At 73.8% G+C, this 21,811-nt stretch carries 20 protein-coding genes; 9 read left to right on the top strand and 11 right to left on the bottom strand.

Annotated elements, in window-relative coordinates; genetic code table 11:
* Positions 1 to 57: 57 nt before the first annotated feature.
* Complete coding sequence (locus ACSU53_RS07130; protein WP_437025673.1) at positions 58 to 522, top strand: DUF3093 domain-containing protein; 465 nt, start codon at positions 58 to 60, stop codon at positions 520 to 522.
* A 172-nt stretch (positions 523 to 694) separates the two neighbouring features.
* Here ACSU53_RS07130 and ACSU53_RS07135 read toward each other — a convergent pair whose 3' ends face one another.
* The 4 genes from ACSU53_RS07135 to ACSU53_RS07150 form a co-directional block, all read right to left on the bottom strand.
* Positions 695 to 1,648, bottom strand: a complete 954-nt coding sequence (locus ACSU53_RS07135; protein ID WP_437025675.1) for a hypothetical protein — start codon at positions 1,646 to 1,648, stop codon at positions 695 to 697.
* 13 nt (positions 1,649 to 1,661) lie between these two features.
* Positions 1,662 to 1,958, bottom strand: a complete 297-nt coding sequence (locus ACSU53_RS07140; protein WP_003993510.1) for a DUF4193 domain-containing protein — start codon at positions 1,956 to 1,958, stop codon at positions 1,662 to 1,664.
* Positions 1,959 to 2,349: 391 nt separating this feature from the next.
* The gene (locus ACSU53_RS07145; protein WP_437025677.1) at positions 2,350 to 3,597 is read right to left on the bottom strand and encodes a sensor histidine kinase; all 1,248 of its coding nucleotides are present in this window, start codon (positions 3,595 to 3,597) and stop codon (positions 2,350 to 2,352) included.
* Positions 3,598 to 3,601: 4 nt separating this feature from the next.
* Positions 3,602 to 4,255, bottom strand: coding sequence for a response regulator transcription factor (locus ACSU53_RS07150; protein WP_003993508.1), 654 nt, complete (start codon positions 4,253 to 4,255; stop codon positions 3,602 to 3,604).
* A gap of 437 nt (positions 4,256 to 4,692) precedes the next feature.
* On the opposite strand from ACSU53_RS07150, the gene ACSU53_RS07155 reads away from it, so the two are divergent.
* Positions 4,693 to 4,866 carry a hypothetical protein gene (locus ACSU53_RS07155; protein ID WP_362096349.1) on the top strand — a complete coding sequence of 58 codons (174 nt, stop codon included), beginning with the start codon at positions 4,693 to 4,695 and terminating at the stop codon, positions 4,864 to 4,866.
* A gap of 117 nt (positions 4,867 to 4,983) precedes the next feature.
* Here the strand turns inward: ACSU53_RS07155 and ACSU53_RS07160 are convergent, their stop codons facing one another.
* Positions 4,984 to 5,799, bottom strand: a complete 816-nt coding sequence (locus ACSU53_RS07160; protein ID WP_437025679.1) for an inositol monophosphatase family protein — start codon at positions 5,797 to 5,799, stop codon at positions 4,984 to 4,986.
* Positions 5,800 to 5,807: 8 nt separating this feature from the next.
* Positions 5,808 to 6,935 carry a ferrochelatase gene (locus tag ACSU53_RS07165; RefSeq protein ID WP_437025681.1) on the bottom strand — a complete coding sequence of 376 codons (1,128 nt, stop codon included), beginning with the start codon at positions 6,933 to 6,935 and terminating at the stop codon, positions 5,808 to 5,810.
* 148 nt (positions 6,936 to 7,083) lie between these two features.
* Between ACSU53_RS07165 and ACSU53_RS07170 the strand changes: the two genes are divergently transcribed.
* The 3 genes from ACSU53_RS07170 (at position 7,084) to sepH (ending at position 11,119) form a co-directional block, all read left to right on the top strand.
* The gene (locus tag ACSU53_RS07170) at positions 7,084 to 8,322 is read left to right on the top strand and encodes an MFS transporter (protein WP_437025683.1); all 1,239 of its coding nucleotides are present in this window, start codon (positions 7,084 to 7,086) and stop codon (positions 8,320 to 8,322) included.
* On the top strand, positions 8,282 to 9,601 hold the full coding sequence (locus ACSU53_RS07175; RefSeq protein ID WP_437025685.1) for a D-arabinono-1,4-lactone oxidase: 1,320 nt from the start codon (positions 8,282 to 8,284) through the stop codon (positions 9,599 to 9,601). Before ACSU53_RS07170 ends, ACSU53_RS07175 begins: the two co-directional genes overlap by 41 nt.
* Before the next feature lie 468 nt (positions 9,602 to 10,069).
* Positions 10,070 to 11,119, top strand: a complete 1,050-nt coding sequence (gene sepH / locus ACSU53_RS07180; protein WP_437025686.1) for a septation protein SepH — start codon at positions 10,070 to 10,072, stop codon at positions 11,117 to 11,119.
* Positions 11,120 to 11,427: 308 nt separating this feature from the next.
* Here sepH and ACSU53_RS07185 read toward each other — a convergent pair whose 3' ends face one another.
* Positions 11,428 to 12,279, bottom strand: a complete 852-nt coding sequence (locus ACSU53_RS07185; RefSeq protein ID WP_437025688.1) for a sulfurtransferase — start codon at positions 12,277 to 12,279, stop codon at positions 11,428 to 11,430.
* Positions 12,280 to 12,603: 324 nt separating this feature from the next.
* Here ACSU53_RS07185 and ACSU53_RS07190 point away from each other — a divergent pair, with 324 nt between their 5' ends.
* On the top strand, positions 12,604 to 13,404 hold the full coding sequence (locus tag ACSU53_RS07190) for a VOC family protein (protein ID WP_437025689.1): 801 nt from the start codon (positions 12,604 to 12,606) through the stop codon (positions 13,402 to 13,404).
* A gap of 258 nt (positions 13,405 to 13,662) precedes the next feature.
* On the opposite strand, the gene ACSU53_RS07195 is transcribed toward ACSU53_RS07190, so the two are convergent.
* The gene (locus tag ACSU53_RS07195; RefSeq protein ID WP_437025691.1) at positions 13,663 to 15,225 is read right to left on the bottom strand and encodes an MFS transporter; all 1,563 of its coding nucleotides are present in this window, start codon (positions 15,223 to 15,225) and stop codon (positions 13,663 to 13,665) included.
* A gap of 56 nt (positions 15,226 to 15,281) precedes the next feature.
* Here ACSU53_RS07195 and ACSU53_RS07200 point away from each other — a divergent pair, with 56 nt between their 5' ends.
* From ACSU53_RS07200 to ACSU53_RS07210, 3 genes are all read left to right on the top strand, one after another.
* Complete coding sequence (locus ACSU53_RS07200) at positions 15,282 to 16,031, top strand: TetR/AcrR family transcriptional regulator (RefSeq protein WP_437025696.1); 750 nt, start codon at positions 15,282 to 15,284, stop codon at positions 16,029 to 16,031.
* A gap of 21 nt (positions 16,032 to 16,052) precedes the next feature.
* On the top strand, positions 16,053 to 18,185 hold the full coding sequence (locus ACSU53_RS07205) for an SDR family NAD(P)-dependent oxidoreductase (RefSeq protein WP_437025698.1): 2,133 nt from the start codon (positions 16,053 to 16,055) through the stop codon (positions 18,183 to 18,185).
* Positions 18,186 to 18,247: 62 nt separating this feature from the next.
* On the top strand, positions 18,248 to 19,114 hold the full coding sequence (locus ACSU53_RS07210; protein ID WP_437025700.1) for a PhzF family phenazine biosynthesis protein: 867 nt from the start codon (positions 18,248 to 18,250) through the stop codon (positions 19,112 to 19,114).
* A gap of 46 nt (positions 19,115 to 19,160) precedes the next feature.
* On the opposite strand, the gene ACSU53_RS07215 is transcribed toward ACSU53_RS07210, so the two are convergent.
* The 3 genes from ACSU53_RS07215 to ACSU53_RS07225 all read right to left on the bottom strand — a co-directional run bounded on the left by ACSU53_RS07215 (position 19,161) and on the right by ACSU53_RS07225 (position 21,699).
* Positions 19,161 to 19,811 (bottom strand): thymidine kinase, encoded by a 651-nt coding sequence (locus ACSU53_RS07215; RefSeq protein WP_432054639.1) that lies wholly within the window; start codon positions 19,809 to 19,811, stop codon positions 19,161 to 19,163.
* A 77-nt stretch (positions 19,812 to 19,888) separates the two neighbouring features.
* The gene (locus tag ACSU53_RS07220; RefSeq protein ID WP_437025703.1) at positions 19,889 to 21,112 is read right to left on the bottom strand and encodes an alkaline phosphatase family protein; all 1,224 of its coding nucleotides are present in this window, start codon (positions 21,110 to 21,112) and stop codon (positions 19,889 to 19,891) included.
* Entirely contained in the window at positions 21,112 to 21,699 is a 588-nt protein-coding gene (locus ACSU53_RS07225) for a DUF5998 family protein (RefSeq protein WP_437025705.1), read from the bottom strand. Before ACSU53_RS07225 ends, ACSU53_RS07220 begins: the two co-directional genes overlap by 1 nt.
* Positions 21,700 to 21,811: the final 112 nt, after the last annotated feature.

Below are 21,811 nucleotides of genomic sequence, written 5' to 3' on the forward strand. Positions count from 1 at the left end.
AGGCGCAGACCTTACCCGCGCGTCGGCGCGGTACGGACACCGTGCCAAGCTGGTCACATGCAGCAGCCCTCCGCCGCCCCGTACGAAGAACGCCTGACCGCGCCCCGCGCCTGGTGGGTGATGTGCTTCCTGGTGGGCGTCTCCCTCGCCCTGATCGTGATGCCGTTCGGGACGCTGCCGTCGCTCGGCGGTCTGGCCGCGGGCACGGCGGCGGCGGCCGTCGTGGTCAGCTCCTACGGATCGGCGCGGATCCGGGTGGTGGGCGGCAGTCTGATCGCCGGCGAGGCGAGGATCCCGGTGACGGCGCTGGGCGAGGCGGAGGTCCTGGACGCGGAGGAGGCCCGCGCCTGGCGCACGCACAAGGCCGACCCGCGCTGCTTCATGCTGCTGCGCGCGTACATCCCCGGGGCGGTGCGGGTGGAGATCACCGACCCCTCGGATCCGACGCCGTACGTCTTCCTGTCGACCCGGGAGCCGGAGCGGCTGGCGGGGGCGCTGCGGGCGGCGAAGGCGGCCGCGTAGCGGCGCGGCCCCCGGCCGGGGGCCGTGGGCGCGCGGTGCCGTGGCCGTCGCGGCGGCGGTGGTGCGCCGGGCTCCGTCCGTCCGTACCGTCTCGTCCCGCCGCCTCGTCCCGTCGGCGCCGGGCGCCCGGTCACGGGCCGGGGCCCACCGGGGTCCCCGGGCGGCGACCAGGTCACGCGGCGGGGCCGTCGTCCTCCGTGCGACGGCCGGCGTCGGGGCGGCCGTCGGTGAGGTGGTCCATCTCCAGGGCGTCCGCCGGGGCCTCCAGGGCGGGCAGCGGGGCCAGCTGCTCCCACGGCACCTGGATGCGGCGCAGGTCGGCCCGGATGCGGGCGGCGAGCTTGCGGGTGTCCCGGCGGTTCATCAGGGCGCCGACGGCGGCGCCGACCAGGAAGGGCATCAGGTTGGGCAGGTTGCGGACGGTGCGCTTCATGATCCGCTGGCGCAGTTCGCGCTTCATCCGGCTGTTCAGGGCCGCGCTGACGGTGGACGGCTTGGTCGCCTCGACGCCGCGCTCCTCCGACCAGGTGGTGAGGTAGACGGTGCTGCGCCGGGCGAGGGTGCCGGCCGGGCGCACACCGTAGACCTCGTGGAGTTCGGCGATCAGCTTGAGTTCGATCGCGGCCACGCCGGTGACCTCGGCGGCCAGTTCGGCCGGCATGGCGGGCGGGACGGGCATCGCGGCCGCCGCGCCGACTCCGGCGCCGACGGTGGCCGTGGCGTTCGCGGCGCCCGCCACGAGTTTGTCGGCGAGTTCCTCGGGCCCGAGCCCCGGGAACTGGGCGCGCAGGGTCGCGAGGTCGCGCACGGGCACGCGGGGGGCCATCTCGATGATCCGGTCCGCGAGGTGGCCGAGTCCGGCACGCGCGCGTGCTCCGCCCTTGCGGGCTCCTTCCCTGGCCCTGTCGCGGAATGCCGCGGCCCGTCGGCGGGCCACGGGTGCGGGGACCTCCGTGGGAGCCGGGAGGTCGCCCGGGTGTCCGGCGTGTTCGAGCGAGGCCGCCCCGGTACCGGTTGAGCCTCGCTCGTGATCACGCGTTTCGTGCTGCGGGCCGCCGGGCGGCGGCCCCTGGTCCGCTCCCCTTGCGAAGAGTCGGCGCTTCCGGGAAGGGGTCGAGCCAGTCACGGCCGACCCTCCCTCAGTCGCAGTCGCGGCAGATCGGCTGGCCGTTCTTCTCCCGGGCCAGCTGACTGCGGTGGTGCACCAGGAAGCAGCTCATGCAGGTGAACTCGTCCTGCTGCTTGGGCAGCACCCGGACGGCCAGCTCCTCGTTCGAGAGGTCCGCTCCGGGCAGTTCCAGACCCTCGGCGGCCTCGAACTCGTCGACGTCCACGGCGGACGCCGACTTGTCGTTGCGCCGGGCCTTCAGCTCTTCCAGACTGTCCGAGTCGACGTCGTCGTCGGTCTTGCGTGGAGTGTCGTAATCGGTTGCCATGCTCGCTCTCCCCCTCTGGGTGTATGCGGTGTCTCCAGCGCACGTAACGCGTGAGAGGCCGGACTTGTGCCCGACCTGAGGCGGAGATTTTGCCTCACATCAAGGTCTGTTACTCAATCGACACCCAACCGGACTCCTCATGAGTGATCGGCTGGGATGGCGATGGGGACCGTACACGGTCCCGATCCTGCACGCCAAAGGCGCCTCACCGTGTACTTCCCGTGATGAGGGGCCCTGAAAACCGGGACCTTCCCGACCTTCCGACCGGTCGCATGATCACAGAGAGTGGATGATCGGCATATCCGACCTGTGATCGATCACACACGTGACCATCGGGCGGGTGCCCAAAAAATTCCGCGCAAAGCGAACACGCTCCGGCCGTGTCCAGATCTCACATCGGCAACGTGACGCGCATCACGAGTCCGCCCCCTTCCCGTGGCTGCGCGTAGATGTGCCCGCCGTGCGCCCGGGCCACCGACCGGACGATGGAGAGGCCGAGTCCGACGCCCTTGTCGCTGCCCGTGCGCTCGGTGCGCAGGCGCCGGAAGGGCTCGAAGAGGTTGTCGATCTCGTACGCCGGCACGACCGGCCCCGTGTTGGACACCACCAGGACCGCACGGCCGTGCTGGACCTCGGTGGTGACCTCCACCCAGCCGTTCTCGGGCACGTTGTAGCGCACCGCGTTCTGCACCAGGTTCAGCGCGATCCGCTCCAGCAGGACGCCGTTGCCCTGGACCACGGCGGGCTCGTGCCGGCCGCGGAGCTCCACGCCCTTGGCGGTGGCCTCGGCGCTCACCTGGTCGATCGCCTGCTCGGCGACCTCGGCGAGGTCCACGGGCTTGCGCTCGACGATCTGGTTGTCGCTGCGGGCCAGCAGCAGCAGTCCCTCCACCAGCTGCTCACTGCGCTCGTTGGTGGCCAGCAGCGTCTTGCCGAGCTGCTGGAGCTCCACGGGCGCGTCGGGGTCCGAGAGGTGCACCTCGAGCAGGGTCCGGTTGATCGCGAGCGGCGTGCGCAGCTCGTGGGACGCGTTGCCGACGAAGCGCTGCTGGGCCGTGAAGGCCCGCTGGAGGCGCTCCAGCATGTCGTCGAAGGTGTCGGCCAGCTCCTTCAGCTCGTCGTCCGGGCCGTCCAGCTCGATGCGGCGGGACAGGTCCGAGCCGGCGACCGCGCGGGCGGTGCGGGTGATCCGGCCCAGCGGCGAGAGCACCCGGCCCGCCATGGCGTAGCCGAAGGCGAAGGCGATGATCGCGAGGCCGAGCAGGGCGAGGAGGGAGCGGCTGAGCAGGTTGTCCAGGGCGTGCTGGCGCTGCTCGTTGACGCAGTCGTTCAGCGCCCGGTTCAGCTCGTCGGCGGGTACCTCGGCACTGCCCAGGTGGCAGGTCTCGCTGGCCACGTTGCCGGAGAGGATCCGGAACGGCAGGTCGCTGCCCACGTTGAGCGCGTTCGCCGCGAGCAGGTAGATGATCGACAGCAGCAGGATGCCCGCGATGAGGAACATCCCGCCGTACAGGAGCGTGAGACGTATCCGGATGGTGGGGCGCAGCCAGGGGAAGGGCGGCACCGGCCTGCGGGGGTCCCAGGTGGGCTTGGGCGGGGCCTGGGGGGACGCCGGCGTGGGGGTGGGCGTGGTGGCCATGGGATCAGATCCGGTATCCGGAGCCGGGCACGGTCACGATGACCGGCGGCTCCCCCAGCTTGCGGCGCAGGGTCATCACGGTCACGCGCACCACGTTCGTGAACGGGTCGGTGTTCTCGTCCCACGCCTTCTCCAGCAGCTGCTCGGCCGAGACGACGGCGCCCTCGCTGCGCATGAGCACCTCCAGCACGGCGAACTCCTTGGGCGCGAGCTGGACCTCCTTGCCGTCGCGGAAGACCTCCCGGCGGTTGGGGTCCAGCTTGATGCCGGCGCGCTCCAGGACGGGCGGCAGCGGCACGCTGGTGCGCCGGCCGAGGGCGCGCACCCGGGCGATCAGCTCGCTGAAGGCGAACGGCTTGGGCAGGTAGTCGTCGGCGCCGATCTCCAGGCCCTCGACCCGGTCGCTGACGTCGCCGGAGGCGGTGAGCATCAGCACCCGCGTGGGCATGCCGAGCTCGACGATCTTGCGGCAGACGTCGTCGCCGTGCACGAGCGGGAGGTCGCGGTCGAGGACGACCACGTCGTAGTCGTTGACGCCGATGCGCTCCAGGGCGGCCGCACCGTCGTACACGACGTCGACGGCCATGGCCTCCCGGCGCAGTCCGGTGGCCACCGCATCGGCGAGCAGCTGCTCGTCCTCGACGACGAGTACGCGCACGTCGCTTGTCCTTCCTGATGTCCTGCCGGGCGGCGCCGGGCGGGCGCGCGCGGGCAGGGGTACGGGTGGGTGTGTTGACCTCCATCCTGCCCTTTTCGGCCGTAAGTCGGCGGTAAGCCGTGAGTGCCGCCGGTGCGCACGGGTGCCGGGCGGAGGAACGTCCGGGGAACGCCGCGGGAATACGAGATTTTCTCGTCCGGTTAGGTTTCCACGGAAGGGAGCCTGGGGAGGACGGGTCTTACACCCCGCGATCACGCTCTGCTTGTGCCGTACCACCATGCGGTACGTAGTGGTCCGCTTCCAGAGCGGACGTGGGTGTCCGGCACCGTAGCCCCCCGGCCGAGCGGCACCGGGCATTCGCTCCGGGCGTGATCGACCCTTTCGAAACGGCACACCCCCGTGCCGTCGACCCACGACCCAGGACGAGGGGGCGCAGCATGGACGCTTTCACCGCAGGACTTCTGCAGCGCATAAGGACGACCGAGTCCGATCTGTCCCGGGCCCGCGACGAGGGCGACGAGTTCCTCGTCGAGGTGGAGCAGGGCGAGCTCGACGACCTGCGCCGGCTCGCCGCGGAGCACGGTGTGGAAGTCGGCCTGTCCGGCATCTGATCGACTCGCGCGTCCGAGAAGCAGCACGTCAGCGGGCCCCGGCGAATCCAGCGCCGGGGCCCGTTCGCATGTCCGTGCGAGGAGCATGTCCGTGCGAGGCCGCACGGGCGCGATGCGTCAGTCGTGCCAGGCGCCGAAGTCCTCCAGCAGCTCCTGGAGGGGTTCGAAGACGCCCGGGGTGGCCGCGACCGTGAGGTCGTGGGACGGGCGCCGGCCGGGGCGTCCGCCCGTCAGGGCGCCCGCCTCCCGGGCGATGAGGTCGCCCGCCGCCAGGTCCCAGGGGTGCAGTCCCCGCTCGTAGTAGCCGTCGAGGCGGCCGGCGGCCACGTCGCACAGGTCGACCGCGGCCGACCCGCTGCGCCGGATGTCCCGCAGCAGCGGGATCAGGCGCTGCGCCACGTCCGCCTGGTGGGCGCGGACGTCGCGGACGTAGTTGAAACCGGTCGACACCAGCGCCTGGTCCAGGGGCGGAGCGGGACGGCAGGCCAGCCTGCGTTCGCCGTCCCAAGGCCCGGTGGCCCACGCCCCCGCGCCGCGGACCGCGTGGTACGCCTCGCCGCGCATCGGGGCCACGACGGCCCCGGCCACCACCTCGCCGTCCTGCTCGGCGGCGATGGAGACGGCCCAGGTGGGCAGCCCGTAGAGGTAGTTGACCGTGCCGTCGAGCGGGTCGATCACCCAGCGCACGCCGCTGGTGCCCTCGGTGGCGGCGCCCTCCTCGCCGAGGAAGCCGTCCTCGGGCCGGTGCTCGGCGATCAGCGAGGTGATGAGCTTCTCCGCCGCGATGTCCATCTCGGTGACGACGTCGATCGGGCTGGACTTGGTCGCGGCCACGGCGAGGTCGGCCGGGCGGCCGTCCCGCAGCAGCTCGCCCGCGCGGTGGGCCGCCGTCCGCGCGAGCTGCAGCAGGTCCGCGTGCAGGGGGTCGGTCACGGGCTTCCTCACGCGTAGGGGCTGTCGGCGCCCGCGGCCGCGGGACGCGGGGCGCGGGCCGGGCAGCACCCGACCGGGCAGACGTCGTGGCTCGCGCCGAGCGCGCCCAGGGCGCACGGTGCGATCCGCTGTCCGCGTTCGGTGGCGGCCCGCTCGACGACCAGCTCGCGGATCGCCGCCGCGAACCGCGGGTCGTCGCCGACGGTGCAGGAGCGCCGGACCGGCAGTCCCAGTTCGCCGGCCTTGGCGACGGCCTCGGTGTCGAGGTCGTAGATGACCTCCATGTGGTCGGAGACGAACCCGATGGGGGCCATGACCACGGCCGGGACCCCGGCCGCGTGCCGCTCCTCCAGATGGTCGCAGATGTCCGGCTCCAGCCACGGGATGTGGGGGGCGCCGGAGCGGGACTGGTAGACGAGCTGCCAGGGGTGGTCGGCACCGGTGCGCTCCCGCACGGCGTCGGCGATCAGCCGGGCCACGTCCAGGTGCTGGCGCACGTAGGCGCCGCCGTCGCCGTGGTCCCCGACCGGGCCGGAGGTGTCCGCGGCGGCGGTGGGGATCGAGTGGGTGCAGAAGGCGATGTGCGCCCCGTCGCGGACCTCCTCGGGGAGGTCCGCGAGCGACGCGACGATGCCGTCGACCATCGGTTCCACGAAGCCGGGGTGGTTGAAGTAGTGCCGCAGCTTGTCGACCTTCGGCACCTCCAGTCCTTCGGCCTCGAGGGTGGCGAGCGCCTCGGCGAGGTCCTCGCGGTACTGGCGGCAGCCGGAGTACGAGGCGTAGGCGCTGGTGGCCACGACGAGGATGCGGTGGTGGCCGTCGCGGACCATGTCGCGCAGGGTGTCGGTCACGTAGGGCGCCCAGTTGCGGTTCCCCCAGTAGACCGGCAGGTCCAGGCCGTGGTCGGCGAAGTCCTTGCGCAGGGCGGCGAGCAGGTCGCGGTTCTGGTCGTTGATGGGGCTGACCCCGCCGAAGAGGAAGTAGTGCTCACCGACTTCCTTCAGTCGTTCCTTGGGGATCCCTCGCCCGCGGGTGACGTTCTCCAGGAACGGCACCACGTCGTCCGGGCCTTCGGGACCGCCGAAGGAGAGGAGGAGCAAGGCATCGTAGGGGCGGGGATCGAGCTCGTCAGGCATGTCTACGATCCTGCCACCCGGCACTGACGGGCGGGAAACGCAGGGCCGGGTGCGCGCACCGGGGCGGCCGCCGGCTGGTGCAACCGGGTGAACCGGGCGGTAAGCTGTGTTGGCTTGGATGGCGCCTTACTGATCCTTCGGAGACCTCGTGCCCAGCCCCTACAGCGCCCTGTTCGCCGCGCCCGGCACGAAGAGTTTCTCCGCCGCGGGGTTCCTCGGCCGGATGCCGCTGTCGATGATGGGCATCGGCGTGGTGACGATGATCTCCCAGCTCACCGGGCGCTACGGACTGGCGGGCGCCCTGTCGGCGACGATCGCCCTGTCCGCGGCCCTGGCCGGCCCGCAGATCTCCCGCCTGGTGGACCGGCACGGGCAGCGGCGGGTGCTGCGCCCGGCGACGCTGATCTCGCTGACGGCCGCCGCCCTGCTGCTGCTCGCCGCGCACCACGGCTGGGCCGACTGGGTGCTGTACGTGGCCTGTGCGGGCATCGGCTGCGTGCCGAGCGTGGGCGCGATGGTCCGGGCCCGCTGGGCGGCCCTGTACCGGGGCACGCCGCGGCTGCACACCGCCTACTCGTTCGAGTCGGTGGTGGACGAGATGTGCTTCATCTTCGGGCCGATCATCTCCATCGGGCTGTCCACGGCCTGGTTCCCCGAGGCCGGTCCGCTGCTCGCCGCCTGCTTCCTCGCCACCGGCGTCTTCTGGCTCACCGCGCAGCGCGCCACCGAACCGGTACCGCACCCGCGCGAGCGTTCCGGCGGGGGCACCGCGCTGCGCTCGCCGGGACTGCAGGTGCTGGTGGCCACGTTCGCGGCCACCGGGGCGATCTTCGGTGGGGTGGACGTGGTCACCGTGGCGTTCGCGGAGGAGCAGGGGCACAAGGCCGCGGCCAGCGTGGTGCTGTCGGTCTACGCGCTCGGCTCCTGCGTCGCCGGCATCGTGTTCGGGCTGCTGCGCTTCGCGGGACCGGCGGAACGGCGCTGGCTCCTGGGCGTGTGCGCGATGGCCGTGAGTATGATCCCCCTCCTACTGGTCGGGAACCTGCCGTTTCTGGCCGTGGCGCTGTTCGTTGCGGGTCTGTCCATCGCTCCCACGATGATCACGACGATGTCCCTCATCGAAGAGCACGTACCACGCGCGCAGCTCACCGAGGGGATGACCTGGGTGAGCACCGGGCTCGCGGTCGGGGTCGCCCTCGGCTCCTCCGCGGCCGGCTGGGTGATCGACGCGGCCGGGGCGCGTGCCGGGTACGGGGTTCCGGCCGTCGCCGGGGCCGCCGCGGTCGTGGTCGGTTTCCTGGGGTACCGCCGGCTCAAGCGGCCGGCGCCGGGTCGGGGAGGCTCCGTTGGGCAGCACAGCGAGCACGAGGAACGGCACATGGCGTAACTGGGGAGGCAACGTCACCGTGCGCCCCGCGCGGGAGGTCACGCCCGCCTCCGTCGACGAACTGGCCGCGGCCGTGCGCCGGGCCGCCGAGGACGGTCTGCCGGTGAAGGCGGTCGGTACGGGCCACTCGTTCACCTCCATAGCGGCCACCGACGGCGTGCTGGTGCGGCCGGACCTGCTGACCGGGATCCGCGGCATCGACCGCGCGGCCGGGACCGTCACGGTCGAGGCGGGCACGCCGCTGAAGCGGCTGAACGTGGCACTCGCGCGGGAGGGCCTGTCGCTGACCAACATGGGCGACATCATGGAGCAGACGGTCTCCGGTGCCGTGAGCACGGGCACCCACGGCACGGGCCGCGAATCCGCTTCCCTCGCCGCCCAGATCACGGCGCTCGAACTGGTCACCGCCGACGGGTCGGTGCTCGCCTGTTCCGAGAAGGAGAACCCCGACGTCTTCGCCGCCGCCCGGATCGGCCTGGGTGCCCTCGGCATCGTCACGGCGGTCACCTTCGCGGTGGAGCCGCTGTTCCTGCTCACGGCCCGCGAGGAGCCGATGCCGTTCGACCGGGTGCTCGCGGAGTTCGACGAACTCCACGCCGAGAACGAGCACTTCGAGTTCTACTGGTTCCCGCACACCGGGAACACCAACACCAAGCGCAACAACCGCAGCGCGGGACCGGAGCGTCCGGTGCCGCCGCTCAAGGGCTGGTTCGAGGACGAGTTCCTCTCCAACGGGGTCTTTCAGGTGGCCAACTGGGTCGGCCGCGCGGCGCCCCCGGCCATTCCCTCCCTCGCGCGGATATCCAGCCGGGCGCTGTCCGCCCGGACCTACACCGACATCCCCTACAAGGTCTTCACGTCACCGCGCCGGGTGCGGTTCGTGGAGATGGAGTACGCCGTGCCGCGCGAGGCACTGACGGAAACCCTGCGTGAACTGAAGGCGATGGTCGACCGTTCACGCTTGCGGGTGAGTTTTCCGGTCGAAGTGCGGACCGCTCCGGCCGACGACATCACGCTCTCCACCGCCTCGGGGCGCGCCAGCGCCTACATCGCCGTGCACATGTTCCGCGGGACTCCCCACCAGGCGTACTTCACCGCCGCCGAGCGCATCTTCACCGCTCACGAGGGACGGCCGCACTGGGGGAAGATCCACACCCGCGACGCCTCCCACCTGTCCGCCGTGTACCCGCGGTTCGGCGAGTTCACGGCGCTGCGGGACCGCCTCGACCCCGACCGGCTCTTCCGCAACGACCATCTCCGCCGCGTCCTGGGGGAATAGGGCCTGTCGTTCGGATCAGGCCGCCCCGCCGGCCCCGGCGACCGCACCGGCCGGGGACGGAACGGGAACCCGGTTTCCGTTTCCGGCGGTTCCGTGAAGTTCCCCACGTTCAAGATCGCGGAACCCGGGAAGGAACGGTCAAGTCCCACCCGTTGCGAGAAGTTGGGCGGCGCGCCCATCCACGCACATGGTCCGAATGGAGTACTGTGGCGAGCCCTGGGTCCGGTCTCCCATCAGGGTGCTCGGGGCCTTTGCGGACCGCCGGGAGGGGGCTAGTTGCACAGGGTGACGCGATTGGTCACTTAGCGTTGCGAATAGGTAACCGTGCCATAACGGCGATCCAGGGCCCGCGCCCGACACGCCGGGCAACTCGGCAAGGTTGTGGCAGGCTGCACCCGGGCAGGCCACACTCGACTAGCGGAAGCAGCGACGCAGGTGACGTCGGCAGGCACCACCCGGGAGGTCCCCATGCCCGAACTGCGTGTCGTGGCCGTCTCGAATGACGGCACACGGCTGGTGCTCAAGGCTGCGGACAGCACGGAGTACACGCTTCCGATCGACGAACGTCTGCGCGCCGCCGTGCGCGGCGACCGTCCCCGCCTCGGTCAGATCGAGATCGAGGTGGAGAGCCATCTCCGCCCCCGTGACATCCAGGCCCGTATACGAGCCGGCGCGACCGCGGAAGAGGTCGCGCAGATGGCCGGCATCCCCGTGGACCGCGTCCGCCGTTTCGAGGGCCCGGTGCTGGCCGAGCGTGCCTTCATGGCCGAGCGGGCCCGCAAGACCCCGGTCCGGCGTCCCGGCGAGAACTCCGGTCCCCCGCTGGGCGAGGCGGTCCAGGAGCGGCTGCTGCTGCGCGGCGCCGAGAAGGACACCGTGCAGTGGGACTCCTGGCGCCGCGACGACGGCACCTGGGAGGTCCTGCTGGTCTACCGGGTGGCGGGCGAGCCGCACTCGGCGAGCTGGACGTACGACCCGCCCCGGCGGCTCGTCCAGGCCGTCGACGAGGAGGCGCGCTCGCTGATCGGCGAGTCCGACGACCTCGCCGCGCCCGAGCCCAGCTTCCCGTTCGTGCCGCGCATCGCCCGGCTGCCCCGCGACCGCCCGCTGGACCGCACCGGGGACCGCGAGCGCCCGAGCCTGCCCGCCCCGGCCTCCGAATCGCCGGAGGAGACCACGGCCACGGCGTCGGCCGGTGAACGGGACTCGCTCACCAGCCTGCTGGAGGCGGTGCCCAGCTTCCGGGGCGACCTGGTGGTGCCGGACCGCACGCCCGAGGCCGCTCCCGAGGAGCCGGACGTGGAGCCCGAGGTGGAGGAGCCGCCCGCTCCCGCGGCCTCGGCCGGATCCGCGTACGCGGACGTGCTGATGCCGCGTTCCGTCGGCGGTCACCGCGACCGCCTGATCGGTTCCACCGACCGGCAGGCCGAGGCGGACGGGGTCCGTCCGGGGCGCCGTGCGGCGGTGCCGAGTTGGGACGAGATCGTGTTCGGCACCCGGCGGAAGAAGCAGGAGTAAGCCGTTCAGGGCTTTCCGGCCACGGCCGGTTGACGCGAAGTGACGCGATGAGGGGCGCTCGCCGTGCGGCGAGCGCCCCTGTCGCACGTCCACCTGCCCGCCTCCGCGGACACCGCCCCGTCGCGCACCCCACGTCGCGCCCCCGTCGCGCGCACGCTCCGTCGCGCGCACGCCCCGTCGCACGCGTCCCGTCGCACGCATCGCGGAGCCGTGCGGCGGTGGGGACGGGCGGGCGTCGGGGTGCGGGACCTCACGCATCGGGAGCTGCCCCTCCAAGGTGCAGCCCCTGTTGGCGGGAGCGGCCCGGGCTACTGCGGGTCCGGGCCGACGGCGACCGGCCGCCGCGGGTCCGAGGACCACTCCGACCAGGAACCGACGTACAGCGCGGCCGGGATGCCCGCCACGGCCAGGGCCAGCACCTCGTGCGCCCCGGAGACCCCGGAGCCGCAGTACACGCCGACGGGGACGTCCTCGGTGACGCCCAGTCCCTCGAAGCGCGCGCCCAGTTCCCCGGCGGACAGGAAACGGCCGTCCGGGCCGACGTTCTGCGTGGTGGGGGCCGAGACCGCCCCCGGGATGTGCCCGGCCACCGGGTCGACCGGCTCCACCTCTCCCCGGTACCGCTCCCCCGCCCGCGCGTCCAGCAGTACACCGGAACGCGCCAGTTCCGCCGCGCCGTCCGCGTCGAGCAGCCCGTCCGCCGCCGGGGCCGGCTCGAAGTCACCCGGGGCCGGGGTGGGCACCGACGTCTCCAACGGCCCCTCCCAGGACGGCAACCCGCCGTCCAGAACCCGCACGTCCGGATGACCCGTCCAGCGCAGCAGCCACCACGCGCGGGCGGCTCCCCAGCCCGGTCCGCCGTCGTACACCACCACCGGCCTGCCGGACGACACGCCCGCCCGGCGCATCGCCGCGCCGAACTCCCCGAGGTCCGGCAGCGGGTGGCGTCCGCCCTTCCCCGGGGCGGAGGCCAACTCCCGGTCCAGGTCCACGAACACGGCCCCCGGAAGGTGCCCGGCCGCGTACGCCGCACGCCCGTCGAAGGGCGGCGCACCGGCGGACGCGGCGGCGCTCAACTGCCAGCGGACGTCCAGCAGCACGGGCGGATTCGGCCCGTCGAGTTCGCTCACGAGTTCGGATGCGGAGATGATGGCGTTCATGGTCACCATCCTCGCGCACGGGGTGGCCGACGCGTCCGTGTCCGGCTAATCTGCTCGGCCGGACAGGTCCGATCACCATGCGTGCGGGATCGGGCACATGCTGTACAACCGATCGCGACCCGCACGACAGCGCGCCGCCGAGGATGACGGCCCGCACATCGGGCATCCTCCGTGACAGGGCGTCCCGCGGTGCGTGCGCGAGGCGCGACGCCCGGCCGCACCGGCACCGGGACGCCAGGCGCTCCGCCGAGCGGATGCGAGGGGACCCCGCGCCGGGGTCGAGATGAGCACGGCCGCCGCCGGGCGGCCGGGAGAAGAGTGACGATGACCGACGCACGGGGGACCGCCCGCCCGAACGGCGAGGCACCCCGGCACACCCCCGGCACACCCTGCTGGGTGAGCCTGATGGTGCACGGACTGGAAACGACCGAGGAGTTCTACGGGGCCCTGTTCGGCTGGGAGTTCCGGCCCGGTCCCGAGCAACTCGGCCCGTACGTGCGGGCCCTGCTCGACGGACGCGACGTGGCCGGCATCGGCCTGCTGCCGCCCGACCGCCGGCTGCCCGTCGCCTGGACCCCGTACTTCGCCTCGTCCGACGCGGACCGCACCGCCGAGGTGATCCGCTCCTGCGGCGGCACGGTGGGCGTGGGGCCGCTGGACGCGGCCGACGCGGGGCGCCTGGCGATCGGCGTGGACCCGGCGGGAGCGGTGTTCGGGGTGTGGCAGGTGGCGGAACCGTTCGGCACCGCCGTCACGGGAGTGCCGGGGACGCCGGCGTGGAACGAGCTGACGACCTTCGAGTCGGGGTACGTCGCCAAGTTCTACGAGACGGTGTTCGGCTACGACGAGGAGCCGGTGGTGTCCGCCGACCTCGACTACGTCACCCTCCAGTTGGACGGGCGCCCCGTGGCGGGCGTGCACGGGCTGGGCAACGCCCTGCCCCGGGACCGCGGACCGCACTGGATGACGTACTTCACGGTGGCCGACGCCGACGACGCCGCGGACCACGTGGTGCACCTCGGCGGCCAGGTGCTCAAGCCCGCCCGGGACAGCGCCCACGGCAGGGTGGCCACGGTGGCGGACCCGGAGGGCGCCCGCTTCGCGTTGCTCCAGCCGTCGGACTGAGGGGAGCCGGGGGCCGGTGGCCCGTCTCCGCCGGGTCCGCGGGCCGGAGCGCCGATCGCGCCGGACGCGCCGGAGCTCAACTCCCCCATGAGCCCATGAGCCCATGAGCCCCAGGAACGCCGAGAGCGCTCAGGAACCGCGGGGAACGCCGGGGAACGCCGAGGAGCGCCGAGTAGCGCCGCAATGCATTGGGAACTCGCCCGCGAGGGGCCTCGGGCGCGTTGGTTCCCCCGGCCCGCGACGGCCGGATCCGGGGGTTCAGCCCGTGGTGTCCGGCCCGGGCGCCGCGGTCTCGCCCCGCGTCATCCGCGCGTCGAGACGGTAGCGGGACTGCACCGCCAGGGCGGCCGCCATCAGCAGGGCGGGCAGGACCGTGAAGCCCAGGAGGATGGCGGTGTGCGCGCCGCCGGTCTGGATGACCTCCTCCCCGGCCCGTGCGGCCGCGTACCCGCCGAGGCCGAGGGCCGCCGAGTACAGGTAGGGGCCGGCCGCGGCGCCCGTGGCCTCCGTCGCGGTCCACACGCCGGTGTAGGCACCGGTCCGCTCGATCTCGGCGCGGCCCCCCGCCCGGACGGTGTCCGGGACCATCGCGAACGGGAAGAGCTGCAGGCCCGCGAAGCACGTCCCGAGCAGCAGCGTGCACAGCACCGGCACCGCGAGCCCGCCGGCGTCGCCCGCGGCGAGTCCGAGCGCACCGACGGCGAAGAAGCCCTGGCACACCAGCAGGCAGCGCTGTTTCCCCCAGCTCCGCGAGAGGCGGAACCACAGGGGGGTGGTGAGCAGGGCGGGCGCCACGAAGGCGGCCATGAGGACGGTGGTGAAGCCGGGGCGGCCCAGTTCGTGCCGCGCGTAGTACGGCAGGCCGGCCAGGACGAGGTGGGTCGTGGTGGAGACGAGCAGGTAGCAGGAGACCAGGACGCGGAAGGACGGGTTGGCGCGCAGCACGTCCCGGACCTGGCCCAGGGCCCGCCCGGGTGCCGTCCGTTCCGGGGCCGGGGGCTCCCGACGGGGTCCGGCGGGCACGAGGGCGCGGACACCGCCGACGCCGACGGCCTGGAAGACGACGGTGAAGGCGCCGAGGGCGAGGGCCATGACCGCGTACCGGGCGACCGAGTCGCCCTCTCCGGCCAGGAGCGGGGCCAGTGCCCCGCCGACCAGGATGCCGACCGTGAGGACCACCATCCGGAAGGAGAGCACCCGGGTGCGGCCGTGGTAGCCGACCGTCATGTCGGTGGGCGTGGACAGGTACGGCACCTGGTAGGCGGCGAACAGGGCGTTGGCGACGACGAACCAGCCGGCGACCCAGGCCGCCGCCGCCCAGGGCCGGTCGGCCACGGGTCCGGGCACCGCGAACAGGGCGACGAAGGCCGGGGCGAGGGCGCAGCCCGCCGTCAGCAGCCGCAGTCTGGTGCCCCGGCGGGCACGCTCGCGGTCGGAGAGGGAGCCGACGAAGGGGTGCAGGACGATGTCCACGGCCTTCGGCACGAGCAGCGCCAGCCCGGCCAGCCACGGCGCCACGCCGAGGGTGTCGGTGAGGAAGTACAGGAGCAGCAGGCCGGGGACGGTCACGTAGACGCCCATGCCGGCCGAGCCGAGGGCGTAGCGGAGCAGGGCGGAGCGGGGCACCTCCGCGCCGCTGCCGGTGTCCGTTCCGGCGGCGGCGTCCGTGCCGGGCGTGACGTCCGTACCGGCCGTGACGTCCGTACCTGCGGCGGCGTCCGTGCCGGCCGTGACGTCCGTACCGGCGGTGGCGTCGGTACCGGCAGCGGGGGCCGCCCCGTGTCCGGGGGGAACGGCTTCGGGCCCGGCGGCAGCGCTCATGAAATCCCCCAACTGCTTGATTGCGAGGTCTGCGGATCCTAGCCAGACTGGGCCGGATGAGGAAGAGCGGTCAGACACCCGATGAGCGGCCCGCCCGGCGCGGGCCGGGCAGGCCCCGGCGCGCGGAGCGGGACGGGCCCCCGACCCGCGAGCTGATCCTGAGGGAGGCCACGGCGTTGTTCGCCGCGCGGGGGGTGGAGGGCACCTCGCTGCGCGACATCGCGGCGCGGGTGGGCATCGACGTGTCGAGCCTGCACCACCACTTCCCGGCGAAGGACGCCCTGTACGACGCCTGTTTCGAGCGGGTGCACGCGGCGGAGCGGGCGGCGCTCGCCCCGCTGGTGGCGGACCTCGGGCGGGCCGCCGCCCAGGGGGGCCCGCCGCTGACCGCGGCGCTGCGGGCGCTCGCCGACGGCTTCGTGGACTTCCTGGAGGAACACCCGCACACGACGTTCCTGTGGCTGCGCCGCTGGCTCGACCCGGCGCGCGGCGGGGCCCTGGACCGCGCGTACGCCCTGCCGCTGTACGGGGAGGTCGAACGCGCCCTGCTGGAGGCGGCCCAGGCGGGGACGATCCGGGAGACGACCCCGCACGTCACGGTGCGCAGCCTGGTGTGGGCGGCGCACGGCCACGTCACGGCGCTGGCCGCGGCCTCCCCCGCCGAACGCGAGCGCGAGCGGTACGAGTTCCGCCTGTGGGTGCGCCGCTTCCTCGACGCGCTGTACGGTCCGCCGCCGGCCGGCGGGCCGCCGGGGTCTGGTGCCGGCGCCGATCCGGACGTAATAATCCCTCACACGTTGGATTAGGTCGGCGAAGGGCGCGAGGCGATGGGCGCGGAGCGGGACACGGCGGGGCCGGGACGGGTGGCCGTCGTCGGGGGCGGGGTCGCGGGCATCGCGGCGGTCAAGGCCCTCCTGGAGGCGGACGTCGAGGTGTTCGGCGTGGAGCGCGCCCCGGAACTGGGCGGTCTGTGGCGGCTCTCCGACGACACCGCCGCGTACGAGGGGCTGCGCCTCAACACGTCGAAGCCGCGCACCGAGTTCAGCGACCACCCGATGCCCGCCGAGTGGCCCGACTATCCCTCGCGCTCCCAGCTCCTGTCGTACGTGCGGGAGTACGCGGAGCGCTTCGGCGTCCCGCGGCACTACCGCACGGACACCGAACTCGTCGCCGCGCGGCGCACCGGGGAGGGCTGGCTGCTCGACCTGGACGGCCCCGAGGGCCGGTACACGGAGTCCGTCGCGCACCTGGTGGTCGCGAACGGCCACAACCACACCCCGCGGCTGCCCGAACCGCCGTACCCCGGCGCCTTCGCGGGCACGTCCTCGCACGCCCACGCGTACCGCGAGCCCACCGCCTTCGCCGGTCGCCGGGTGCTCGTAGTCGGCACCGGCAACAGCGCGATGGACATCGCCACCGAGCTGGCCGGGCACGCGGGCGAGGTGCTGCTGTCGGCCCGGCGCGGCGTGTGGGTGCTGCCCAAGCGGCTGCTGGGCCGCCCCACCGACCAGTGGAACGGCGCCCTCGCGGCCGTCCTGCCGTGGCGGCTGCGCCAGCAGGTCTCCCAGGCCATGCTGAGGCTGGCGGCCCGGGGGCAGGAGGGGCCGGCGCTGCCCCCGTCCCCGGAGGGCGTGCTCCAGGACCACCCGACCCTGAGCGACACGGTCCCGGCGCTGGTGGCGGCCGGGCGGATCGGCGTACGGGCGGGCATCGAGCGCTTCGACGGGCACCGGGTGCGCTTCACCGACGGGCGCGAGGACGAGGTGGACCACGTCCTGTGGTGCACCGGGTACCGGGCCACCGTTCCGTTCCTCGACCCGGAACTGGTGCCCGATCCGGCGCGGCTGCCCCTGTACCGGCACGTGTTCCCGCTCGACGAGCCCGCGCTGTCCTTCGTCGGCCTCATGCAGTCCACGGGGTCGGCGCTGCCGGTCGTCGAGGCGCAGGGCAGACTGCTCGCCGCCCACCTGTCCGGACGGCTGCGCAGGCCGCCCCGGGACCGGATGCTGGCCTCGGTCACGTCCGAACTCCAGGCGGCGCGGGAACGGTGGGGTGCGAAACGTCCGCACATGCGCATCGACGTGGACCGTTACCTCCGCCAGGTGGAGCGGGACCTGACGGCCGGACGGCGCTCGGCGTCCCGCCTGGACGGGCGCAGGGTGCTGGTGACCGGCGCGTCGGGAACCTTCGGCCGGGCGCTCGGCGAGCGCTTCACCGCCCTCGGCGCGCGGGTCGTCGGGCTGGACCTGGTGGCGGACGGGACGGCCCCGGTGCCCGTGGTGGGCTGCGACCTGACCGACCCCGAGTCGGTGATCAAGGCGGTCGACGAGGCGGTCCGGCTGCTCGGCGGGGGCGTGGACGTGCTGGTCAACAACGCGGGCCGGGGCGGACCGGCGCCCGCGGAGCTGCGGCCCTCCGACGAGGTGCACCAGCAGATCCGGCTCAACCTGCTCGGCGCCTGGGAGGTGACCGCCGCCGCGCTGCCGCACCTCGAACGCGCCCGGGGCCGCGTGGTGTTCATCGCCTCGCGGATGGCGCTGCTGCCGCTGCCGCTGGCCGCCGCCTACGGCGTCTCCAAGCGGGCGCTCGCCGCGTACGCGGACACGCTGCGGCTGGAGGTCGGCACGCACGTCGGGGTGACGACCGTCTACCCGAGCATGGTGCGCAGCCCGATCCACGACAGCACGCGGGAGGCGGGCCTCTCGCTGGACGGGGTGTCCCGGCCGGAGCCCCTGGACGGGGTGGTGTCCGCGGTGGTCTCCGCGGTCACGGCCCGGCGCGCCCCGCGCGACGTGGCGACGACCCGCCGCGGCCGGACGGAGATGGCGCTCGCCCGGCACGTGCCGGCGCTGGCCGACCGGATCGTGCGCCGGACCGTCTCCTCGCGGCTGGCGGCCGGCGCGTTCGCGGGGGCACCGCTCGCCGAGGGGCTGCGGCGGCGGCACGGGCGCGCCGGCTGAGCGGGACCACGCGCCGGCCCGCCGTCCGGAACAGGCGGGCCCCGGCCGGTGTTGGCCGGATCATGACGACGAACACACCGACGCCCGAGGTGCTGCGCTACACCGCCTTCTCCCGCTCGCCCGACGGCGGGAACCCGGCCGGGGTGGTGCTCGACGCCGGCTCGATGGACGACGCCGACATGCTGGCCGTCGCCGCCGGACTCGGGTACTCGGAGACCGCGTTCCTGACCCCGCCCCCGGACGGGCTCGGCGGACGGGCGTACGGCATCCGGTACTTCAGTCCGCGGGCCGAGGTGCCCTTCTGCGGGCACGCGACCGTGGCGACGGCCATCGCGCTCGCCGAGCGGACCGGCCCCGGGCAGCTCGTCCTCGCGACACGCGCCGGCACCGTGCCGGTGGAGGTGACCGAGGAGGAGGGCGGTCTGCGGGCCACGCTCACCAGCGTCGAGCCGTACGTCGAGGAGGCCGACGCCGCGGACGTCGCCGAGGCCCTGGCCGCGCTCCGCTGGCCCGCGGCCGACCTCGACCCGGACCTGCCGCCCCGGATCGCCTTCGCCGGGGCCCGCCACCTGGTGCTGGCGGCGGCGACCCGGGCCCGCCTGGCCGACCTGGACTACGACTTCGGCCGCCTGGAGACGCTGATGCACCGTCTGGACCTGACCACGGTCCAGCTGGTGTGGCGGGAGTCGGCCACCGTCCACCACGTGCGGAACCCGTTCCCGGTGGGCGGCGTCGTCGAGGACCCGGCGACCGGCGCGGCGGCCGCCGCGTTCGGTGCGTACGCGCGGGAACTCGGCCTGGTCCCCGAGGACGCCGTGCTCACCCTGCGCCAGGGCGAGGACCTGGGCCGTCCCGGCGAGCTCACGGTGACGCTGCGCGCGGGTGACCGGCGCGTCCGGGTCGGCGGGGCCGGGGCCCGGATCGGCTGACGGGCGCCCGGCCCGGACCGTACCGCGGCACCGGCGCGACCGGCGGTCAGACGGTCGGTACCGGCAGGACGTCCGGGGACAGGGCGGCCGCGCGGGCCGTGGCCGCGGTCATGCGGCGGCGGTGGTGGCGGCGGCAGAGCACCTCGTAGCCGACCTCGTCGGCGGAGCCGGTGACGTCGCCGACCACCACCTGGGCGCCCTCGACCACCATCACCCCGCCGACCGTGCGCGCGTTGTGCGTGGCGCGGGCGCCGCACCAGCACAGGGCCTCCACCTGGAGCACCTCGACCCGGTCGGCGAGTTCCACCAGCCGTTGCGAGCCGGGGAACAGGCGGGTGCGGAAGTCGGTGGTGATGCCGAAGGCGTAGACGTCGACCTCCAGGTCGTCCACCACGCGGGCGAGTTGGTCGATCTGCTCGGGGGCCAGGAACTGCGCCTCGTCGGCGATCACGTAGTCCGCGCGGCCGCCCTGCGACAGGTGGTCCACCAGGTGGGCGTAGAGGTCGGCGCCCTCGCCGACCTCCACCGCGTCCGTGACCAGGCCGAGGCGGGAGGACAACTTGCCCTCGCCGGCCCGGTCGTTGCGGGTGAAGATGACGCCCGCGAGGCCGCGCGCCGACCGGTTGTGCTCGATCTGGAGAGCCAGTGTCGACTTCCCGCAGTCCATGGTTCCGGAGAAGAACACCAGCTCGGGCATGGGGGGCGGGCACCTTTCGGCGGGGGTCGGGCGGGTCCGGTGGCGGACGTGACGGGGCTGCTGCGGCGGGGCGGACCTCAGGAGCGTACTTCGAGCAGGGGGACCAGTTGTTCGGCAGGGGTCATCGAACCGTGGTTGCCGACCATCGCCGACTCCTTCGGCTCCCGCTCGGAGGCGATCAGCAGGACGTCGTCCCGCGCGGCGGCGATCACGTCGCCGATGCGGCCGTACACCCGGTCGTCGATCCGCGGTCCGAACCAGCCGGCCGCGATCGCCTCGTCGCGGGAGGCGACCCAGAACTGCTCCCCCAGCACCTCGCGCCAGCAGGCGAGCACGTCGCCGGCGGCGCCGGGCACGGCGTACACGTGCCGGGCACGGCCCTCGCCACCGAGCAGGGCGACGCCGGCGCTCAGCTCCCAGTCCGTGTCGAAGTCGATGCGGTGCTCCTCGTCGAAGGGCACGTCGAGCATGCCGTGGTCGGCGGTGACGTAGAGGGCGCTGCGCTCGGGGAGCTGTTCGGCCAGGCGCTGGACCAGGCGGTCGACGTACATGAGCTGGCCGCGCCAGGTGTCGGAGTCGACGCCGAAGCGGTGGCCGGCGCCGTCGACGTCGGAGTAGTACGTGTAGACCAGGGCGCGGTCGGCGGCGGCGAGTTGTTCGGCCGCGAGGTCCATGCGCTCCTCACCGGACAGGCGTCCGTGGAAGGTGCCGCCGCTGAGCGCGACCTTCGTCAGCGGCGTGTTGACGAAGGCCGGGGACGACACCTGCGCGGCGTGGACGCCCGCGCGGTGGGCGAGCTGGAAGATCGTGGGGTACGGCTGCCAGGCCGCGGGCTGCGTCCAGGGCTGCCACCGGAGCTGGTTCATCAGCTCGCCGGTGTCCGGGTTGCGGACCGTGTAGCCGGGCAGGCCGTGCGCGCCGGGCGGCAGGCCGGTGCCGACGGAGGCGAGGGAGGTGGCGGTCGTCGCCGGGTAGCCGGCGGTGATCGGACGTCCGGTGCCGCCGCGCGAGGCGGCCAGCAGGGACGTCATGAAGGGCGCTTCCTCCGGGTGCGCGCGCAGCTGCTCCCACCCGAGTCCGTCGATCAGGAACACGCAGTTCCGGTCGGCCGGCGTGAGTTCCGCGATGGCGGCGCTGGTGCCGGGCACCTCCATGCCCGCGGCGAGGGTGGGCAGCAGGTCGGCGAGCGACCCGGTGCCGTACTCGGGGACGGGGGCGGTGTCCAGGGCCAGGGGCTCGGGGTGGTGGGCCGCCCAGCCGGTGGGCGTCGCGGGCGGTGTGGAGTGCGGGGGGTACGCCATCAGCGCGTCTGGTCCGCGGTCGCCTCGGAGAGCGCCTGCGCGAACGCGAGGGCCTGGCGCACCGTCTCCGGTCCGTCGCCGGCCTCGCTGACCCGCAGGCTCAGGTCGTCCGCCGTGGAGCTGCCCGTGTAGCCGTGGTCGGCCTCGCAGTTGGGGTCGCCGCAGGCCGCGGGTTCCAGGTCGAGGCGGGCGACGGCGCCCCAGCCGATGGTGAGCACGATCTCGCGCGGCAGGGTGCCGGGCGTGTAGGACTCCGGGTTGGCGACCACGCGGCTGACCACGATGGACGAGATGCGGCTCAGCTTGACCGACTCGGTGGACGTGGTGGCGTAGGGCGTCGGGGAGGTGCTGTCGGCGGCCTGTTCGTCGGTGTGGCTGACGATGAAGCGGTTGCCGGTCAGGACGAGCACGGTCACGTGCCGCCGCACCTCGTTCTGGTCGAACGTCGTCTCCTGGTGGACCAGGTACGACCGGATCGGCTCGCCGCCCACGGCGGCCTCCACCGCCTCGGCCACGAGAGCCGGGTAGTAGCCGCTGCGCTCGATCGCCGCCCGCAGCCCCTGGGTCGTCGTACTGGTCTTGGCCATGCGCCCATCCTACGGGGGCCCGCCGACTGCGTGGCACCGCTCCGGCGGGCCGGGCCTCGGGGACGTCCGGGCGGCGGGCCGGGGGCCCTCGGACGGCGCCGGGCGGACGGCC

It is taken from the genome of Streptomyces sp. enrichment culture (genome assembly GCF_964273255.1).
GTDB lineage: Bacteria > Actinomycetota > Actinomycetes > Streptomycetales > Streptomycetaceae > Streptomyces.

Coding starts and splice junctions, on each gene's coding strand:
- ACSU53_RS07140 (WP_003993510.1), bottom strand. CDS start 1,958: ATGGCAACCGATTACGACACTCCACGCAAGACCGACGACGACGTCGAC.
- ACSU53_RS07130 (WP_437025673.1), top strand. CDS start 58: ATGCAGCAGCCCTCCGCCGCCCCGTACGAAGAACGCCTGACCGCGCCC.
- ACSU53_RS07185 (WP_437025688.1), bottom strand. CDS start 12,279: ATGAACGCCATCATCTCCGCATCCGAACTCGTGAGCGAACTCGACGGG.
- ACSU53_RS07165 (WP_437025681.1), bottom strand. CDS start 6,935: ATGCCTGACGAGCTCGATCCCCGCCCCTACGATGCCTTGCTCCTCCTC.
- ACSU53_RS07200 (WP_437025696.1), top strand. CDS start 15,282: ATGAGGAAGAGCGGTCAGACACCCGATGAGCGGCCCGCCCGGCGCGGG.
- ACSU53_RS07195 (WP_437025691.1), bottom strand. CDS start 15,225: ATGAGCGCTGCCGCCGGGCCCGAAGCCGTTCCCCCCGGACACGGGGCG.
- ACSU53_RS07210 (WP_437025700.1), top strand. CDS start 18,248: ATGACGACGAACACACCGACGCCCGAGGTGCTGCGCTACACCGCCTTC.
- ACSU53_RS07220 (WP_437025703.1), bottom strand. CDS start 21,112: ATGGCGTACCCCCCGCACTCCACACCGCCCGCGACGCCCACCGGCTGG.
- ACSU53_RS07145 (WP_437025677.1), bottom strand. CDS start 3,597: ATGGCCACCACGCCCACCCCCACGCCGGCGTCCCCCCAGGCCCCGCCC.
- ACSU53_RS07190 (WP_437025689.1), top strand. CDS start 12,604: ATGACCGACGCACGGGGGACCGCCCGCCCGAACGGCGAGGCACCCCGG.
- ACSU53_RS07205 (WP_437025698.1), top strand. CDS start 16,053: ATGGGCGCGGAGCGGGACACGGCGGGGCCGGGACGGGTGGCCGTCGTC.
- ACSU53_RS07155 (WP_362096349.1), top strand. CDS start 4,693: ATGGACGCTTTCACCGCAGGACTTCTGCAGCGCATAAGGACGACCGAG.
- sepH (WP_437025686.1), top strand. CDS start 10,070: ATGCCCGAACTGCGTGTCGTGGCCGTCTCGAATGACGGCACACGGCTG.
- ACSU53_RS07215 (WP_432054639.1), bottom strand. CDS start 19,811: ATGCCCGAGCTGGTGTTCTTCTCCGGAACCATGGACTGCGGGAAGTCG.
- ACSU53_RS07225 (WP_437025705.1), bottom strand. CDS start 21,699: ATGGCCAAGACCAGTACGACGACCCAGGGGCTGCGGGCGGCGATCGAG.